13 protein-coding genes and 1 tRNA gene are annotated in these 14,461 nt (G+C 74.8%); 8 read left to right on the forward strand and 6 right to left on the reverse strand.

The window, feature by feature from the left end:
* Positions 1-44: 44 nt before the first annotated feature.
* From ettA to ACI8AX_RS22900, 3 genes are all read right to left on the reverse strand, one after another.
* Complete coding sequence (ettA, locus tag ACI8AX_RS22890; protein WP_456552177.1) at positions 45-1,715, reverse strand: energy-dependent translational throttle protein EttA; 1,671 nt, start codon at positions 1,713-1,715, stop codon at positions 45-47.
* A gap of 103 nt (positions 1,716-1,818) precedes the next feature.
* The gene (locus ACI8AX_RS22895; protein WP_456552178.1) at positions 1,819-2,337 is read right to left on the reverse strand and encodes a single-stranded DNA-binding protein; all 519 of its coding nucleotides are present in this window, start codon (positions 2,335-2,337) and stop codon (positions 1,819-1,821) included.
* A 137-nt stretch (positions 2,338-2,474) separates the two neighbouring features.
* Entirely contained in the window at positions 2,475-2,891 is a 417-nt protein-coding gene (locus ACI8AX_RS22900; RefSeq protein WP_456552179.1) for a DUF6221 family protein, read from the reverse strand.
* A gap of 44 nt (positions 2,892-2,935) precedes the next feature.
* On the opposite strand from ACI8AX_RS22900, the gene ACI8AX_RS22905 reads away from it, so the two are divergent.
* The 4 genes from ACI8AX_RS22905 (at position 2,936) to ACI8AX_RS22920 (ending at position 4,520) form a co-directional block, all read left to right on the forward strand.
* Positions 2,936-3,008 (forward strand) — tRNA-Arg (locus ACI8AX_RS22905).
* Positions 3,009-3,064: 56 nt separating this feature from the next.
* The gene (locus ACI8AX_RS22910; protein WP_456552180.1) at positions 3,065-3,268 is read left to right on the forward strand and encodes a hypothetical protein; all 204 of its coding nucleotides are present in this window, start codon (positions 3,065-3,067) and stop codon (positions 3,266-3,268) included.
* Positions 3,269-3,510: 242 nt separating this feature from the next.
* On the forward strand, positions 3,511-3,765 hold the full coding sequence (locus tag ACI8AX_RS22915) for a hypothetical protein (RefSeq protein ID WP_456552181.1): 255 nt from the start codon (positions 3,511-3,513) through the stop codon (positions 3,763-3,765).
* A 128-nt stretch (positions 3,766-3,893) separates the two neighbouring features.
* Complete coding sequence (locus tag ACI8AX_RS22920) at positions 3,894-4,520, forward strand: DUF4333 domain-containing protein (RefSeq protein WP_456552182.1); 627 nt, start codon at positions 3,894-3,896, stop codon at positions 4,518-4,520.
* On the opposite strand, the gene ACI8AX_RS22925 is transcribed toward ACI8AX_RS22920, so the two are convergent.
* A complete protein-coding gene (locus ACI8AX_RS22925; RefSeq protein ID WP_456552183.1) occupies positions 4,505-5,557 on the reverse strand; it encodes an LLM class flavin-dependent oxidoreductase in 1,053 nt (350 codons plus the stop codon). The two genes, ACI8AX_RS22920 and ACI8AX_RS22925, sit on opposite strands and share 16 nt — an antisense overlap.
* A 165-nt stretch (positions 5,558-5,722) precedes the next feature.
* Between ACI8AX_RS22925 and ACI8AX_RS22930 the strand changes: the two genes are divergently transcribed.
* Entirely contained in the window at positions 5,723-7,855 is a 2,133-nt protein-coding gene (locus tag ACI8AX_RS22930) for an EAL domain-containing protein (protein ID WP_456552184.1), read from the forward strand.
* A gap of 151 nt (positions 7,856-8,006) precedes the next feature.
* The gene (locus ACI8AX_RS22935) at positions 8,007-8,792 is read left to right on the forward strand and encodes a transglutaminase-like domain-containing protein (protein ID WP_456552185.1); all 786 of its coding nucleotides are present in this window, start codon (positions 8,007-8,009) and stop codon (positions 8,790-8,792) included.
* Here ACI8AX_RS22935 and ACI8AX_RS22940 read toward each other — a convergent pair whose 3' ends face one another.
* Together ACI8AX_RS22940 and ACI8AX_RS22945 are read right to left on the reverse strand one after the other, a co-directional pair.
* Positions 8,793-9,713 (reverse strand): NAD(+)/NADH kinase, encoded by a 921-nt coding sequence (locus ACI8AX_RS22940; protein WP_456552186.1) that lies wholly within the window; start codon positions 9,711-9,713, stop codon positions 8,793-8,795.
* 28 nt (positions 9,714-9,741) lie between these two features.
* Positions 9,742-11,160 (reverse strand): dihydrolipoyl dehydrogenase family protein, encoded by a 1,419-nt coding sequence (locus ACI8AX_RS22945; protein ID WP_456552187.1) that lies wholly within the window; start codon positions 11,158-11,160, stop codon positions 9,742-9,744.
* A 36-nt stretch (positions 11,161-11,196) separates the two neighbouring features.
* On the opposite strand from ACI8AX_RS22945, the gene ACI8AX_RS22950 reads away from it, so the two are divergent.
* Positions 11,197-11,694, forward strand: coding sequence for a flavin reductase family protein (locus ACI8AX_RS22950; RefSeq protein ID WP_456552188.1), 498 nt, complete (start codon positions 11,197-11,199; stop codon positions 11,692-11,694).
* A gap of 83 nt (positions 11,695-11,777) precedes the next feature.
* On the forward strand, positions 11,778-14,378 hold the full coding sequence (locus tag ACI8AX_RS22955) for a bifunctional FO biosynthesis protein CofGH (protein WP_456552189.1): 2,601 nt from the start codon (positions 11,778-11,780) through the stop codon (positions 14,376-14,378).
* The last annotated feature ends 83 nt before the right edge of the window (positions 14,379-14,461 follow it).

Genomic DNA, 14,461 nt, shown 5'->3' on the forward strand with positions numbered 1-14,461 from the left:
CCCCGCGCCGCACGGAGCGCGGCGCGGGGAGGGGGGTTCCTCGGTCAGTCGCGGGTGAGCTTGCGGTAGGTCGCCCGGTGCGGGCGGGCCGCCTCCGGGCCGAGCCGCTCGACCTTGTTCTTCTCGTAGTCGGCGAAGTTGCCCTCGAACCAGAACCACTTCGACTCACCCTCGTAGGCGAGGATGTGGGTGGCCACCCGGTCGAGGAACCACCGGTCGTGGCTGACCACCACGGCGCAGCCGGGGAACTCCAGCAGCGCGCTCTCCAGGCTGGTCAGCGTCTCCACGTCGAGGTCGTTGGTCGGCTCGTCGAGGAGCAGCAGGTTGCCGCCCTGCTTGAGGGTCAGCGCCAGGTTCAGCCGGTTGCGCTCACCGCCGGAGAGGACGCCGGCCGGCTTCTGCTGGTCGGGGCCCTTGAAGCCGAAGGCCGCGACGTAGGCCCGCGAGGGCATCTCGACGTTGCCGACCTTGATGTGGTCGAGCCCGTCGGAGACGACCTCCCACAGCGTCTTCTTCGGGTCGATGCCGCTGCGGCTCTGCTCGACGTAGGAGATCTTGACGGTGTCGCCGACCTTGATCTCCCCGTCGTCGGGCTTCTCCTCGCCGACGAGCATCTTGAACAGCGTCGTCTTGCCGGCGCCGTTGGGCCCGACCACGCCGACGATGCCGTTGCGCGGCAGCGTGAACGACAGGTCGTCGATGAGCAGCCGGTCACCGAAGCCCTTGGTCAGGTCACGGCTCTCGACGACCACGTTGCCCAGCCGGGGGCCCGGCGGGATCTGGATCTCCTCGAAGTCCAGCTTGCGGTACTTGTCGGCCTCGGCGGCCATCTCCTCGTAGCGGGCGAGGCGGGCCTTGCTCTTGGCCTGGCGGGCCTTGGCGCCGGAGCGGACCCACTCCAGCTCCTCCTTGAGGCGCTTCTGCCGCTTGGCGTCCTTCGCACCCTCGATCTGGAGCCGGGCGGCCTTGGTCTCCAGGTAGGTGGAGTAGTTGCCCTCGTAGGGGTAGGCCCGGCCGCGGTCGAGCTCGAGGATCCACTGGGCGACGTTGTCGAGGAAGTACCGGTCGTGGGTGACCGCCACGACGGTGCCGGCGTACTTCTCCAGGTGCTGCTCGAGCCACGCCACGCTCTCGGCGTCGAGGTGGTTGGTGGGCTCGTCGAGCAGCAGCAGGTCCGGCGCCTCGAGCAGCAGCTTGCACAGCGCGACGCGGCGCCGCTCACCACCGGAGAGCACGCTGACGTCGGCGTCGCCGGGCGGGCAGCGCAGCGCGTCCATGGCCTGCTCGATGCGGGCGTCGAGCTCCCAGCCGTCGTTCTGCTCGATGACCTCCATGAGCTCGCCCTGCTCGGCCAGCAGCGCGTCGAAGTCGGCATCGGGCTCGCCCATCGCCGCGCTGACCTGCTCGAAGCGGGTCAGCGCGTCGCGCAGCGGCTTGACGGCCTCCTCGACGTTGCCGCGCACGTCGAGCGCCTCGTTGAGCGGCGGCTCCTGCAGCAGGATCCCGACCGTCGCGTCGGGTGCCAGGTTGGCGTCGCCGTTCGACGGCTGCTGCATGCCGGCCATGATCTGGAGGACCGTCGACTTGCCGGCGCCGTTGGGGCCGACGACGCCGATCTTGGCGCCGGGCAGGAACGACAGGGTGACGTCGTCGAGGATCACCTTGTCGCCGTGCGCCTTGCGCGCGCGGACCATCGTGTAGATGTACTGAGCCACTGGGCCAGGGAGCCTTCCGTCGGGTTCGCGAGGGGGCGGCGGAGCCGGCCGGGCCGGCCCCGCCTCCTGCGTTCTCTCCCCCGATCCTCCCAGTTCCGGGCCGTCAGCTGTACGCCGGTTCCCGGACCTCCTGACCGGGGTCCACCGGGGACAACGTCGCGGGGTCGGGGATGTAGTCCTCGCTGGTCGGCGCCCCGTCGAACGGTGCGGACCCGTGCTCGCCGTCGGGACCGGCGGCCGGGGACTCCTCCGGCCGGGCCACGCGGGGCGACCGCCGGTACTCGGCCCAGCCGTGGCGCAGGTCGGGGCCCACGGCGTCGGCGCGGATCTGCGACGTGCTCCCGCGGCCGTTGGCGGACTCGTAGTCACGGGTCCACAGCCGGCCGACGACCACCACGGCGTCGCCCTTGCTGAGGCTGCGGATCACGTTGCCGCCCAGGTCGTCCCAGCACTCGACGTCGGACCAGAAGGTCTCGCCGTCGACCCACTCCTGGCTGGCGCGGTCGAAGCGCCGGGCGGTCGACGCGATGCGGAAGTTGACCACGGTGCTGCCGCTGTCGAGCCGGGCACGGCGCGGTGCGCTGGCGACGCGGCCCACCACGGTGATCTCGGTGTCGGGCACTGTCTCTCCTCGGGTTGGTGCGCCGGACCGGCGCGACCGGCGCTGTGCCGGCCGTCCCCGACCCTCCGCCGTCCCGCGGCCCGTGCCGCCGCCGCGGCGTCATCTGTGGACGACGGCCCCGGCTGTGGAAGGCGGGGTCAGACGCGCCACTCCGCGCGGTACTCGGGGTGCTCGGCGTAGGGCAGCGCGAGGGTGCGCAGCACGAGGTCGTGCGTGGCCACGTCCACCCCGGCGCCGGCGCCGGCTTCCACGACGCGGCGCTTGGCCCGGCACTCGTCGATCACCCGGGCCGGGTTCCAGGCGGCGATGTGCTCGGCGTCGCGCCCGCGGACCCGCAGCATCGAGTTCTGGTTGCTGCCCAGCACGACGGTGGGCGCCTCGAACGACTGCCCCTCGACCCAGTGCGTCGCCGTGGCGCCGGTCGACTCGAGGAACGCCGGCAGGCCGGCGCGGCCGGGGTACCACCGCCAGGGGCCGGCGGTCGCGCCCTTCGCGGCCCTCTCGTCCTCGGTGATCCGTGCGAGCAGGAAGTCGGCCAGGTCCACGGCGCTCATGCTGCCCTGCTCCGGCCGGCCCGGGTGCGATGATCGGAGGCCGAGCGCCCGTAGCTCAGCGGATAGAGCAGGTGCCTTCTAAGCACTTGGTCGCAGGTTCGAGTCCTGCCGGGCGCGCCGCCACCTCCGCGCGGTGCCGGTCGGCCGGCTCCGTCCGCGGTTACCGTCCCCCGGTGCAGTACTGGGTGTACGAGGACCGCCGCGGCGACCGGGCCACCATCCACGTCGCGCACTGCGCGTACTGCAACCACGGCGAGGGCCGGCAGGGCACCCGGCCGGCCAACGGCCGGTGGCACGGCCCCTTCTCCTCGCGGGACGGCGCGCACGTCGCGGCGACCGCCACGCACCGCGCCGTCCGCCGCTGCGCCGGCTGCTGAGCCAGCACGCTCCGAGTGACCACGACGCGCCGGACCACTCCGCGCGACCACCGAGGGAGATCGCGTTCCGGATCGACTTCGTCCGCTCTCCGTCACGACCTGCCGCACGTGTTCCGGTCCGCACGCTCGGCCCAGGTCCGGCGGCGAGATGCCAGGCCGACGACCGCCGTTGGCGTCTGCCGGGCGACCTACCCTCCAGGAGGCGCTACCGGAACGCGCCTGGTACCGGAAGGGGGAACGTGATGACGACGCCAGTGGAGTGCGTGATCCTCGACATTCCCGAGGGCCTCCGCCTGGACCTGCTCGGTCTGGTCGTCGAGATCGGCCGGGTACGGATCGTGGCAGACCGGGCGGGTCTCCTGGGCAACCTCCTGGCCTCCCTCACCTGCGGTGGCGCGCAGGCGGCGGACACCCTCGAGGCGATGGCCCAGATGGTGCGGCAGATGGACGGCGGGGGCGCGCGCGGCGCGGCTCCGCAGCCTGCAGCGACCGGCTGACGCCGGCCTCGTCCGCGCGCGGGCCGGTCCGCAGCGGGGGCACGCCCGCAGGCCGGCCCAAGCCGCGCGCAAGTCCGGCCGAAGCGGCCGGCGGCACGGTTCCCCCTGTCAGCCCGACAGGAGGAACCGTGACCCAGATCCAGCAGCCCCCGGCCGCCCACCCGTACGCCCCGCAGCCCTACGCGCCGCCGCAGTACGGCGGCTTCCCCCCGCCTCAGAAGAAGAAGCGCACCGGCGTGATCGTCGGCTCCGTCGCCGCGGGCGTCGTGACGCTCGGCGGGCTCGGGGTCGGCGCGCTGTTCCTCTTCGGCACCGAGACGCTCGACACCGCCGCCGTCGAGGCCGAGATCAGCCAGCTCACCGCCGACGTGACCGGGGTGGCCGCCACCGACGTCGAGTGCCCCTCCGGCGTCGAGCCCGAGGCCGGCGGCACCTTCAGCTGCACCGCCGTCCTCGACGGCCAGGGGACGTCGTTCTCGGTCACGCAGACCGACGACGAGGGCAACGTCGAGATCACCAGCGACGACACCTACGTGGTGATCGCCGACGTCGAGGCGTTCCTCTACGACGAGGCGGTGGCCCAGAACGAGGAGGGCACGCCCATCGACATCAGCTGCGACACCGAGAACGCGGTGATCGTCGGCGGCCTCACCGAGCCGCTGCTGTGCACCGCGAGCGACACCGACACCGGTGACTACGTGGAGCTGCTCGTGACCGTCGCCGACGACGGCACGGTCACCTACGAGGCGGCCTGACCGCCCCGTGGCGCCCAGCCGATCGCCGGCGCGACGTCCCGGACGACCGTCTCCAGCAGGTGGGCGTTGTAGTCGACGCCGAGCATGTTCGGCACGGTGAGCAGCAGGGTGTCGGCCTCGCGGACGGCGGCGTCCTTGGCCAGCTCCTCGGCCAGGACGTCGGGCTCGCCGGTGTAGCTCTTGCCGAACCGGGCCCGGACGCCCTCGAGCAGGCCGACCTGGTCCTCGGACTCCCGGTCGCCGCCGAAGTACTGCCGGTCGAGGTCGCTGGTGATCGGCAGGACGCTGCGGCTGACCGACACCCGCGGCTCCCGCTCCCACCCGGCGGCGGCCCAGGCGGCGCGGAAGCGCTCGATCTGCTCGGCCTGCAGCTGGTCGAAGGGCACGCCGGTGTCCTCCGACAGCAGCGTGGAGCTCATCAGGTTCATGCCCTGCGCGGCGGTCCACTCCGCGGTCGCACGGGTGCCGGAGCCCCACCAGATCCGGTCGGCGAGCCCCGGGGACTGCGGCTGCACGGCCAGGCGGCCGCGCGTGCCACCGGTCATCCGGGGGTCGGCGTCGACCACCGTGGCGCCGCCGAGCGCGGCGCGGAACAGCGCGGTCTTGGCCCGCGCCAGGTCGCCGTCGGACACGCCCTCGGGCGGCACGTAGCCGAAGGCCTCCGAGCCGCGCAGCGCCGTCTCCGGTGACCCCCGGCTGACGCCCAGCTGGAGCCGGCCACCGCTGAGCAGGTCGGCGGCCGCCGCCTCCTCGGCCATGTACAGCGGGTTCTCGTACCGCATGTCGATGACGCCGGTGCCGATCTCGATCCGCGAGGTCCGCACCGCCATCGCGGTCAGCAGCGGGAAGGGCGAGGCGAGCTGGCGGGCGAAGTGGTGCACCCGCACGTAGGCGCCGTCCAGCCCCAGCTCCTCCGCGGCGACGGCGAGCTCCACGCTCTGCACCAGCGCGTCGCGCGCCGTGCGGACCTGCGAGCCGGGGATCGGCTGCCAGTGCCCGAAGGAGAGGAACCCGATCCGCTTCGGCAGTGCGCTCATGGCCGGTGCAGCGACCGGGTGGACGGCGGGATTCCCGGACCCGTTCGTCACACCGCTCACTCGGGGCACCGCCACCCCGCGATCTCACGCACCGTGACCGGTTGACCACGACATACCGAGGACGGGTTCCGTCACTCCGCGCCGTCGGTGCAGCACGCTGTCCGGGTGACTCTGCACGCCCACGACGTCCCGAGCCCCCGGTCCGGCCGGGCCGGCGACGACGCCGCCGGCCGGCTGCGGGCGATCGACACGCTGCTGGCCGACCGCGGCCAGCTGTTCCGCGCGCTGTTCCTCGGCGCACCGGTGCCCAAGGCGCTCGTCGACCTCGACGGTCACTTCCTCGTCGTGAACGAGGCGCTGTGCGCGATGACCGGGCGCTCGCACGAGGACCTCGTCGGCCGTCACGTCGACCTGCTCGCCCACCCGGACGAGGCGCCGGTGCCCGACCTGCCCGCCGACGGCGCCGAGCCGCTGGACCCCTGGCTGCGGGTGGACGGCGAGCGCCGGCTGCGCCGGGCCGACGGCAGCGAGCTGTTCGTGCTGCAGTCGCACGACGTCGTGCACCGCAGCGACGGCCGGGCGCACTTCGTCGTCCTCTCGCTGGTCGACGTCACCGACCGCCGCCGCGCCGAGGAGGACCTGGTCCGGCGCGCCTTCACCGACCCGCTCACCGGGCTGCCCAACCGGCGGGCGCTGAACGACCGGCTCAACCACGCCCTCGCGCTGTCCCGGCGCCGCGGCCTGCAGGTCGGCCTCGTGCACCTGGACCTCGACCGGTTCCAGGCGGTCAACGACGCCCTCGGCCACGAGGCCGCCGACCAGGTGCTGACCCAGGTGGCCGACCGGCTGCGCTGGAGCACCCGGGTCGAGGACACCGCGGTGCGGCTGGGCGGGGACGAGTTCCTCATCCTGGCCGAGGACGTCGAGGACCTCGACGGGCTGCGCGCGCTGGCCGACCGCCTGCTGTCGGTGCTCGACGACCCCTTCCCCGTGGGCGACCGCGAGATCGTGCTGTCGGCGAGCGTGGGCCTCACCCTAGGCTCCGACATCGCCCCCGACGACCTGCTGCGCCAGGCGCACGGCGCGCTCACCCGGGCGAAGTCCGACGGCAGCCGCGCCCGCATCGAGGTCTACGACGGCGTGCTGTCCGACGACGAGATCGACCAGCTGCAGCTCGAGGCCGACCTGCGGCACGCGCTGGAGGGCGACGAGCTGCGGCTGTTCTACCAGCCGATCGTGTCGCTGACCGACGAGACGCTGCTCGGCTACGAGGCCCTCATCCGCTGGCAGCACCCCACCCGCGGGCTGCTGCCGCCGGGCGCCTTCCTCGCCTGTGCCGAGGACAACCGGCTGACCTCCAGGCTGGGCGCCTGGGTGCTGCGGCAGGCCTGCCACGACGCGGCGGGGTGGCCGGCGGGGCTGCGGGTGCACGTGAACATCTCAGCCCGGCACCTGGCCGAGCCCGGCTTCACCGACCTGGTGATCGAGGCGCTGGCCGAGTCCGGCCTGCCGCCGGAGCGCCTGGAGCTGGAGATCACCGAGTCGACGGCGCTGTTCGCCGCCGACGCAACGCTGCAGGCGGTCAGCGAGGTCACCGACCACGGCGTCACCCTCGCGCTCGACGACTTCGGCACCGGCTACTCGGCCATCACGGCCCTGCACCGGCTGCCCATCCACACGGTGAAGATCGACCGCTCCTTCGTCGCCGACGTGGTCACCGAGCCCTCCACCGCCGCCCTGGTGCAGGGGCTGGTGCAGCTGGGCCTGGGCATGGGCCTGCAGGTCATCGCCGAGGGCATCGAGGACCTCGACCAGGCCGAGTGGCTGCGCCAGCACGGCTGCGGCATGGCGCAGGGCTACGCGTTCGGCCGGCCCGCGCCGCTGCCCGGCCCCACCGTCGTCCCCGAGGACGCGGTCGTCGAGCAGCTCGTGCCGGCCAGCGTGCGCGACGACGAGCCGCTGACGGCCGAGGAGGTCATCGTCGCGGCCGAGGTCGCGCCCGCGTCGCTGGAGCAGCCGGTCGTCCCGGGGCCGGCCGCCGCGGAGGGGCCGGCCGGGGACCCCGCCGGCGAGGAGCCCGAGGCGCCGGCCGCCGAGGTCCTGCCGTTCCCGGGCCGCCCGCCCGTCCCGCCGGCGGTGCTGCCCGGCCCGCCGACCGCCTTCGACGCCCGCTCGACGTGGGACGACGAGCCGGGGGGCCCGCCCGTCCCCGCGCCCCGCGACGGGCTGCCCGACGTGCCGCACCTGTACGCCGTCCTCGACGACACCGGCGAGACCCCGCCCGTCCGGGACCGCTGAAGGACCCCGTCCTCCTCACGCCCCGCACGCTCGGCGTGAGCCTCTGGACGGGGCCGACGCGGCCCGGGGCCGTGTGACCAGCGGGTGACGGCCGGGGGACGGCGGTGTTCCCGACGGGTCACCCTGCGGCCGGCCGGTCAGGATGCCGCCCATGCGCACCGACGTCGCCGCCACCCTGACCGTCTCCTCCACCGGCCCGGCGACGGCGTTGCTGCAGGTCGCGGTCGCCGCGCCGGTCGCCGAGCAGCTGACCGTCCTGTGCGAGGGCGAGCCGCTGGACGTCGAGGAGTTCGCCGTCGGGGAGGCGCGGGTGCACCGGGTCGAGCTGCGCGAGGGGACGACGACGGTCGCCTACACCGCCGCCGTGGACCGCGACGGCCCGACCCGCCCGGTCACCCCCGCGGCGGCCGCCGAGGCGCTGCGGCCCAGCCGGTACTGCCCCTCGGACCAGCTCGAGGGCTACGCCGCCACGGAGTTCGACCGCACCCGCCCCCGCGCCGAGCTCGTCGCGGCCGTCGCCGGCTGGGTGCACGACCGGCTGACCTACGTCCCCGGCGCCAGCCGGCCGGTCGACACCGCCGTCGACACCCTGCTGCTCGGCCAGGGGGTGTGTCGCGACTACGCCCACCTGACGGCCACCCTGCTGCGCGCCGTGGAGGTGCCGGCCCGGCTGGTCGCCGTCTACGCCCCGGGGCTGGACCCGATGGACTTCCACGCCGTCGTGGAGGCCGACGTCGACGGCACCTGGTGCGTCGTCGACGCCACCCGGCTGGCACCGGTCGGCTCGCTGGTGCGCATCTGCTCCGGCCGCGACGCCGCCGACACCGCCTTCCTCACCCTGCTCGGCGGGGTCGCCCGCTTCGAGTCGATGACGGTGACCGCCACCGTGGAGGGCGACCTCCCCGGCCCGCTCACGGCGCCGTACGCACTGCCGTAGTCAGGCCTCCCGCGGGTCGGGGGCCTCGCCCAGCCGCTCCCGCTGCTCCCGCGGCAGCAGCTCGAGCAGTTCGCCGGGCAGGTACGGCAGGTCGATCAGCGAGAGCTTCACCCGGCTGCGGGCCGCCGACCGGGACCCCTCGATCCGCACCAGCTGGCCGGCGCGGGAGCGGTAGGTCACCGAGACCTCGTCGCCCGGCCGCAGCCGGCCGCCCAGCACGCCGTCGAGCTCCATCGCCGGGGCACCGCCCTCGATCGTCAGCCGCAGCGGCTCGCTGGGGTCGAGCAGCACCGTCCGCGAGATCCCCGACATCGGCGCCGCCGGGGTGACCAGGACGCCCTCGATGCCGGGGCTGACCACCGGACCGCCGGCGGCGTAGTTGTAGGCCGTCGAGCCCATCGCGGTCGCCAGGATCACCGCGTCGCAGCGCAGGTGCCCGTACGGCTGGCCGCCCACCGACAGGGTCGCGCTGACCATCCCCTCCCCCGGCACCCGGGCGAGGACGGCGTCGTTGAAGGCCAGCCACTCCCAGTCCCGGTGCCGGACCACCAGGCAGCCGCGCGACTCGGTGGTGACCCGCTCCTCGGCCATCGCGGTGAGCGCCTCGTGCAGCTCGCGGCCCTCCACCTCGGCGAGGAAGCCCAGGTGCCCGAGGTTGACCCCGAGCACCGGTACCGGCCGCCCGCTCACCAGCCGCATCGCGCCGAGGATCGTGCCGTCGCCCCCCATGGCGATGATCCCGTCGCAGCTGCCGGCCAGGGCCTCCTCGGGCACCGGGGTCACCCCGTCCACGGCGATGCGACGGGCGTCGGCGGTGGTGGCCACCAGCTCCGCCGCCCCGCCGCGGGCCCACTCCGCCACCTGGCGCACCGCGGCGGTGCAGTCACGGGTGGGGTGCAGGACCAGCCCGATCCGCGCCATGTCGTCCGTCCTGTCGTCGCTGCGCCGCTCAGCCGCGCCAGGTCTCGAGCAGCCGTAGCCAGACCTCGCTGATCGTCGGGTAGGCGGGCACGGCGTGCCACAACCGGGCCAGCGGGACCTCGCCGGCGACCGCGATCACCGCCGAGTGCAGCAGCTCGGCGACGTCCGGGCCGACGAAGGTCACCCCGAGCAGCACCTCGCGCTCGGTGTCGACGACCGCGATCGCCGTCCCCTCGTAGCCGTCGCGGTGCACCGAGGCGCCGGCCACGCTGCCGATGGGGTACTCCACGACCCGGTGCGGTCGGCCGGACTCGCGGGCCTGCGCGCTGGTCAGGCCGACGCTGGCCACCTGCGGGTCGGTGAACACCACCGACGGCGTGGCGTGGGTGTCGGCGGTGGCCACGAACGGCGACCAGTCGGAGGTGTCGACGTCCTCCCCCTTGGCGCGGGCGACGATCGCCGCGCCCGCCTGGCGGGCCTGGTACTTGCCCATGTGGGTCAGCAGCCGGCGGCCGTTGACGTCCCCGACGCCGTAGAGCCACGGCACCCCGCGCACCTGGAGCGTGTCGTCGACGTCGAGGTAGCCGCCGCCCTCGAGGCCGACGGTCTCGAGGCCGACGTCGTGCGTGCGGGCCCGCCGGCCGACGGCCACGAGCACCTCGTCGCCGCGGACCTCCCCGTCGGAGGTGACGACGACGACCTCGGTGCCCTCCCGGCGGGCCGAGCGCACCTCGGTCCGCAGCCGGACGTCGACGCCCGCGGCCCGCAGCGCGGCGGCCACGGCGTCACCGGCGGCCGGCTCGGCGCCCGACAGCACCCGCTCGCCGCGCTCGAGCACGGTCACCGTGGACCCGAGCGCGCTCCACGCCGTCGCCATCTCGCAGCCCACGTAGCCGCCGCCGATCACCACGAGCCGGCCGGGCACCTCCTTGGCGCTGGTCGCCTCGCGCGGGGTCCAGGGATCGACGTCGCGCAGCCCCTCGACCGGCGGGACGGCGGCCTCCGAGCCGGTGCACAGCGCGACGGCGTGCGTGGCGGTCAGCCGGGTCTCGGCGCCGTCGGCGTCGGTGACCACGACGGTCCGCTCGCCGTCGAGGCGGGCGCTGCCGCGGACCAGGTCGATGCCGGCACCCTGCACCCACTGCACCTGGCCCTCGTCGGACCAGTTCGAGGTGAACGAGTCCCGGCGCTCCAGAGTGGCCCGCACGTCCTGCTCGCCGGTCACCGCGGCCGCCGCGCCGGAGACGGCGCGGGCCGCCGCGAGCGCCTCGGTGCCGCGCAGCAGCGCCTTGCTGGGCATGCACGCCCAGTAGGAGCACTCGCCACCGACGAGCTCGGCCTCCACGAGCACCGCGCTCAGCCCGCCGCGGACGACGATGTCGGCCACGTTCTCGCCGGTCGAGCCGGCCCCCACCACGACGACGTCGTACGTCCGCTCTCCCGTCACACGGCCCATCCTGGCCGGTGTGGTCGACTGGCGGCCATGCCGGTCGACCCGACGGAGTACGCCGCCGCCCTGCGCTCCTACGCGGCCGGGGTGGCGCTGCTGACCGTGCGCGACGGCATCGACGACGTCGGCACCACCGTCTCCTCGGTGATGAGCGTGTCGGCGGACCCGCCGCTGGTCGCGATCGGGCTGACCGCCGACGGCTACCCGCGCGAGGTGCTCGAGGACGTCGGCCGCTGCGGCCTGACCGTGCTCGCCGCCGGGCAGGCCATCCTGGCCAGCCGGTTCTCCTCGGCCGGGCGGCCCAGCGCCCGCCACCTGCTGGAGTCGGTGCCGTGGTCCCGGGCGCCGCACAGCGACGCGATCGTGCTGGACGGCGGCCTGGTCGCGCTGGACTGCCGGCTGGAACGGATGGTCGAGGCCGGCGACCACGTGCTCGCGCTGCTGGAGGTCGTCGGCGTCCCCGTGCCCGGTGGCAGCGGCGACCCGCTGGTGCGCTTCCGCAGCCGCTACGTGGGCCTGCCGCCGTCCTGAGGGGGCCTTTCCCGCGCGAAAGGCCCTCGGCGGCGGGCGCGCGCGACGGTCCGGACAGACCGCGGGGATAGCGTGCAGGGGCCATGAGTGAGCAGCCCGCCCCCGCCCACGCCCTGCGCCGCGCGCTCGCCCGCGCCGAGCGCGGGGTCCCGCTCGACGCCGCGGAGGCCGAGGCGCTGCTGTCGGCCCGCGGCCTGGCCGAGGGGGAGCCGCTGGACCGGCTGCTCGCCGCGGCCGGCCGGGTCCGCGACGCCGGGCTGGCCTCGGCCGGCCGTCCGGGGGTCGTCACCTACAGCCGCAAGGTGTTCATCCCGCTCACCCACCTCTGCCGCGACCGCTGCCACTACTGCACCTTCGTCACGACGCCGGGGCAGTTGCGGGCCGAGGGGAAGGCGCCGTTCCTCTCCCCCGACGAGGTGCTCGACATCGCCCGCGCCGGCGCTGCCCTGGGCTGCAAGGAGGCGCTGTTCACCCTCGGCGACCGGCCCGAGGCCCGCTGGCCGGTCGCCGCCGAGTGGCTGGAGGCGCACGGCTTCGACTCCACGCTGGGCTACCTGCGGGCGATGGCGATCCGGGTGCTGGAGGAGACCGGGCTGCTGCCGCACCTGAACCCCGGCGTCCTGTCCTGGGAGGAGATCCAGCGGCTCAAGCCCGTCTCGGCGTCGATGGGGATGATGCTGGAGACGACGGCGACGCGGCTGTGGTCCGAGCCCGGCGGCCCGCACTTCGGCTCGCCGGACAAGGACCCCGCGGTGCGGCTGCGGGTGCTCGAGGACGCCGGCCGCTCCGCCGTCCCCTTCACCACCGGCGTGCTGCTGGGCATCGGCGAGACGCCGGCCGAGCGGGTGGACGCCGTCCTGCAGATCAAGGCGACCTCGCAGCGCCACGGGCACGTCCAGGAGTTGATCGTCCAGAACTTCCGCGCCAAGCCGCGCACGGCGATGGCCGCCGCCGACGACCTGCAACTGCAGGAGTACGTGGCCGCGGTCGCCGTCACCCGGCTCCTGCTGGGCCCCAAGGCGCGGGTGCAGGCGCCGCCGAACCTGTCCGACCCGACCGAGCTCGGGCTGCTGCTGCGCGCCGGGGTCGACGACTGGGGCGGGGTCTCCCCGCTCACGCCGGACCACGTCAACCCCGAGCGGCCCTGGCCCAACATCGAGACCCTGGCCGAGCTGTCGGCCGAGGCCGGGTTCACCCTGCGCGAGCGGCTGGCGGCCCAGCCGCCCTACGTCACGCAGCCCGAGCCGTGGCTGGACCCGCGGGTGCGCCCGCACGTCGCCGCCCTCGCCGGCCCCGACGGGCTCGCCGTCGAGGGCCGGGTCCCCACCGGGCTGCCGTGGCAGGAGCCGGACGAGGCGTGGACGTCGACCGGCCGCACGGACCTGCACGTCGAGGTCGACACCGTCGGCCGCACCGGCGACCGGCGCAGCGACTTCGACGCCGTCTACGGCGACTGGGCCGAGCTGCGCTCGCGCACTGAGAGCGCGCGCGACGGGCACTCCACCGCGCTGACCGCCGGCGACCCCGAGGTGCGCGCCGCCCTGGCGCACGCCGAGCGCGACCCCGCCGGGCTGTCGGACGCGGAGTACCTGGCGCTGCTGGGCGCCGACGGGCCCGACCTCGAGGCGCTGTGCGCACTGGCCGACGCGGTCCGCCGGGACGTCAACGGCGACGACGTCACCTACGTCGTCAACCGGAACATCAACTTCACCAACGTCTGCTACACCGGCTGCCGGTTCTGCGCGTTCGCCCAGCGACGCACCGACGCCGACGCCTACACGCTGTCGCTGGCCGAGGTCGGCGAGCGGGTCGACCGCGCCTGGGCTGCCGGCGCCACCGAGATCTGCATGCAGGGCGGCATCCACCCCGACCTGCCCGGCACCGCCTACCTGGACCTGGCGCGGGAGGTGAAGCACCGGCAGCCGGGCATCCACCTGCACGCGTTCTCCCCGATGGAGATCGTCAACGGCTCGGCGCGCACCGGGCTGTCGTTCGCCGAGTTCCTCACCGCCGCGAAGGAGGCCGGCCTGGACTCCGTGCCGGGGACGGCGGCGGAGATCCTCGACGACGACGTCCGCTGGGTCCTCACCAAGGGCAAGCTGCCCGCCGCGACGTGGGTCGAGATCATCTCCACCGCGCACCGGGTGGGCATCCCGACGACGTCGACGATGATGTACGGCCACGTCGACACCCCCGCGCACTGGGTCGCGCACCTGCGCACGCTGGCCGGGATCCAGGACGAGACCGGCGGCTTCACCGAGTTCGTGCTGCTGCCGTTCGTGCACCACAACGCGCCGATCTACCTCGCCGGCGTCGCCCGCCCCGGGCCGACCGTGCGGGAGAACCGGGCCGTGCACGCCGTGGCCCGGCTGCTGCTGCACGGCCGCATCCCCAACATCCAGACCTCCTGGGTCAAGCTCGGCGACGCCGGCACCCAGGCGGTCCTCCGCGGCGGCTGCAACGACCTCGGCGGCACGCTCATGGAGGAGACGATCAGCCGGATGGCCGGCAGCGAGAACGGCTCGCTGAAGACCATCGCCGAGCTCGAGGCGATGGCCGCCGCCATCGGCCGGCCGGCCCGCCAGCGCACCACCGAGTACGGCACGCCGTCCGCCGAGCGCCTGGCCACCGCCCGCTCGGAAGAGGGCCGGCGCAACCTGACCCTCTCGATCACCCCCGCCTGAACGAGGAGCGGAGTGGGGGGGCGCGGGGGCGGCGCCGCGGGGGGGGCGCGAGCCGCGGCGGGGGGTCGGCCGGCTCGGGCTGC

It is taken from the genome of Blastococcus sp. SYSU D00813 (assembly GCF_054050735.1).